Source organism: Paenibacillus sp. FSL R5-192 (assembly GCF_000517845.1).
In the GTDB taxonomy this organism is placed as follows: domain Bacteria; phylum Bacillota; class Bacilli; order Paenibacillales; family Paenibacillaceae; genus Paenibacillus; species Paenibacillus amylolyticus.
The window spans coordinates 1-803 of sequence record NZ_ASPR01000038.1 but is presented as its reverse complement, the minus strand read 5'-3'; the positions used below and the strand labels follow the sequence as shown (position 1 = coordinate 803).

At 42.6% G+C, this 803-nt stretch carries 1 protein-coding gene; it reads right to left on the bottom strand.

All coding sequences use genetic code 11. The features are described 5' to 3' along the window. Positions 1 to 206: 206 nt before the first annotated feature. Positions 207 to 803, bottom strand: a 597-nt coding sequence (locus C161_RS32600; protein ID WP_036672084.1) for a hypothetical protein, incomplete at its 5' end; no start/stop codon positions are given.

The following is an 803-nucleotide window of genomic DNA, read 5'->3' as shown; positions in this document are numbered from 1 at the left end:
TTTATTGTCCCGACCTTGATAGTCTTTTGGATACCTTCAGCCAAACGTACGGTGCTGCCAATGTTTAAAGTCTGGTCCAACGTTTTCTCTTCTTGGGTTTCAACTGCTTGTTCACTTTCGCTCATGTTCATTCTCCTTTGAATTGAAATATATTTTTTACCAAAAAAAGAACCCCACCGATTACCGGCAGGGTTGAGTGTGATGGTTTAAATTCCGAACTTGATTGTCATTGCATAACCGTTCGGATTTTCCGGTGTACGATCCGGCTCCATAACTTGCAAATCCATGGTAGACGTATTAGCTTTCTTACGCTCCTGAGAAACGTCAAGCGTACCGCCGCCCAAAGCCTTGAAGATTGTAAGTTGGCATTGAATTTCGCTGTTTGTTTTATCGTCAATCAGTTTAAAACGATGTGTGAATTTGAATGCAGTAGGACGGCGAGTTCCGCTGAAAGAAGTCTCCGTTCCTTGTTCAGTCCAAACATAAGTCACAAGCAGTTCTTTTCCGTTATTTGCAGCCGTTGATTCAATTAATCCTTCTGCCGTAATGGTGTACTGTTGATCTGTAGGTGTTGATGCTACTCGGGTAAGTGGTGTCAACGCATCTGTATCAGGGTCTTTCAGATATACTTCGTCACTATCCTCGACGAGCGTATCACCAAAAGCAAGCTTATAACCACCTGATTTCAGGAATGCTGTCTCTGTTTCATCAAAGGTAATAGACCCTTTCTCTGTTTTACCCCCTTGAGACATATCGGCAATAGCTGCTGAATAACGCGGAACTTCAATACTTACTTTGTCTTG